General features: G+C 51.8%; 1 protein-coding gene and 2 pseudogenes. All 3 read right to left on the reverse strand.

Annotated features, from left to right (window positions below; all coding sequences use genetic code 11):
- Positions 1-204, reverse strand: a pseudogene (locus tag A3220_RS16120) (hypothetical protein); the annotation flags it as partial.
- A gap of 121 nt (positions 205-325) precedes the next feature.
- Positions 326-784 carry a hypothetical protein gene (locus A3220_RS16125; RefSeq protein WP_044630612.1) on the reverse strand — a complete coding sequence of 153 codons (459 nt, stop codon included), beginning with the start codon at positions 782-784 and terminating at the stop codon, positions 326-328.
- 27 nt (positions 785-811) lie between these two features.
- Positions 812-2,150: pseudogene (locus A3220_RS16130) on the reverse strand (APC family permease).
- Positions 2,151-2,655: the final 505 nt, after the last annotated feature.

Below are 2,655 nucleotides of genomic sequence, written 5' to 3' on the forward strand. Positions count from 1 at the left end.
GGGCCCCATGTCGCCCTGGCCGCCGCCCATCATTCCGCCCATCATGTCAGGGCCCATGCCGCCTTGGCCGCCGCTGCCGCCCGTCATGCCGCTACCCTGATTGGGCTGATTGGTCGGCATGCTCTGGGCGAGAGCGATGCCGCTACCACTGGCACCGAGTGCCAGGGCGAGTCCGAGAGCGAGAGTATGCTTGCGAATTTCCATGATCCTTCTCCTAGCGAGCTGTTGGGCCCATTCAGGCCCTTTGCTGACATTATTCGGCTACGTGCTGCACAGAGGTCAATCCCATGTAACAGTGACTTTCACCTTTGTCTCGTTATGGTCTTCAGACATCGTTCATTCTCCCCGTTTGGCGAACAAGGCGCATGGCTTCGTGCTCTTCAAGTGCTAAAAGGGAATCTAAGAGCTCTTTAGCCTCAGGAATTTCCGCTTTGCCAACGAGGGTTCGATAAAGGTTTATCGTTTGTTCATGGAAATCAAAAACCTCTCGGCAAATGTCGTCAACACTTAGCGTGGAATAGGGCGCATCGCAGGTACGATGCGTACGGATAGGTTTATGCTCCAAATAGTCATAAACGTAGGTTTTTAATGCTTTCGCGTCAACAGTCTGTTCAAAGCGCGCCACAACGCGCTGCATTTCCGCTTCCTGTGCAGCTAAGTAATTGAGCAACATGCGAGCGCGCTCTTCTTCGTGTATATCGGCGCAATGAGCAAGGCAAGCTGCAAGATGCTCGTGTAACTGACGGGTCCAATCGATCAATTCACCAAAGGTTCTAACGTCCATTTGGTACCTCCTATAACGCTATTAACGTTAATGAGTGTGAGAGTGCTCGCTATCGTTTGAAGCGTCGCGTTTGGATAGGAAAATCCATTCGCCGAGTAAAAGAGTAGCCATTACTACGCCAGCAACGATGAGCACCATGGGGTCCGAAATGGCTTTTACCCATAAAAAGCCGATTAACACGACAGCATCTAGTAGTATGGCAATGCTAGGAATAACAGGATTAGCCCCCACTCTGTCCTTGAGATGACGAAGCACACCCCAGTGGATGGCCATATCCATGATCAGGTAGAAAATGATGCCTAATGCTGCGATGCGGCTCAGGTCAAAAAAAAGCGGTGAGCACTAAGCCAAATACGATGGTGTACACCAGTGTATGCTTTTGTACACTGCCGGGCATGTGGAAATGGCGGTGAGGAACCAGCTTCATTTCTGTCAGCATGGCGAGCATGCGTGAAACGGCAAAGACGCTGGCGATGATACCGCCCGCCGTTGCCAACATGGCGAGAATGACGGTAAACGCAACTGCCGCTTCACCCAGTGCGGGACGGGCAGCGGCGGCCAGGGAGTAGTCTTGGGTTTCGATAATTTCAGGCAAAGATAGGTTGCTGGCAACGGCAAAACCGACAAGGGCATAGATCACCACGCATAGCGCAATCGAGATCGTGATAGCTTTGCCAAGATTCCGCTTAGGATCTTTAAGCTCCGAACCACTATTGGTAATCGTCGTGAAGCCTTTAAATGCCAGTATGCCGAGCGCCGTAGCACCTAAAAAGCCCGTTATCGTAGGCGTAGGTGCATCGTTGCCAGCACCCATTTCGATGGAGTCGGCAATAAACACGCCGACAATACCAAACACTATAATGCCACCTATTTTGATAAATCCGAGCACCGAGGCGACGGTCTCGATCAAGCGGTTGGCGGATAAATTGATCAAAAAGGCTATTAGCAGTAAACCAACCCCGAGTAGGGGCACAAATAGTGAACGATCCCCCAGGTCAAACAACTCAAGCGTGTAGGAACCAAACGTTCTCGCCAAAAAACTCTGTGCGATCACCATGGAAAAATACATCAGGAGGGCATGAAAGGCGGTGGGAAGCGTCGGGCCATACGCTTTCTGTAAATACATGCCAATCCCACCTGCTGATGGGAAGGTATTGGACATTTTAACGTAAGAATAAGCGCTGAAAGAGACAATGACGGCAGCGGCCAGAAAGGCTAGAGGAAATAGCCGACCAGTCATTTCGGCCATTTGGCCGGTTAGCGCAAAAATACCGGCCCCAATCATCACGCCGGTGCCTAATGCAACGGCACCGACCAACGAAAGACTGTTTTCTTTATATTGTGGCGTTCTATCCTGCCCAACCATGAAAGCGACTCCTTGTATTAACGGCAACCACAGCAGCAATAACTGCCGAGGACTCCTGTGCGGTGTTTTTTGATGCTATATAAATTAAATATAGAACCTATGTGCAGCCACATGGCAAATGACTAACGCAAGGTCTGATTTTGCGAGGCCACAGGCAAGCAGCTCTTACCCTAACCTGAATCCGTGAAGCCGGCGCCGACACTTTCCCTATCACCGCCAGCGAGCACTTTTTGATCATTCGCCCCGTGCAAGTTGGCTTTCGCAAGCCCGTTATTGCCAAAACCCACCGTGCTGATCGGTGCTGACGGCCCGTTTTGTCATGCCTTTCCACCCGCCAGGCACGACATATCTGGCGATCGCGTGTCGCTTGGAACTGCTTGTGGATAGAGTGTCGCCGATTGACGGTCAGCATGGCGTTCCTCGTGGATAACGCAGTCGGCTCCGCAGCGTCTTGAGCACCGTCATGCGCCCGATATCCTGCCCGAAGTCGAGGATGATCTGCCGT

It is taken from the genome of Halomonas sp. KX33721 (assembly GCF_001596805.1).
Taxonomy (GTDB): Bacteria; Pseudomonadota; Gammaproteobacteria; order Pseudomonadales; family Halomonadaceae; genus Vreelandella; species Vreelandella aquamarina.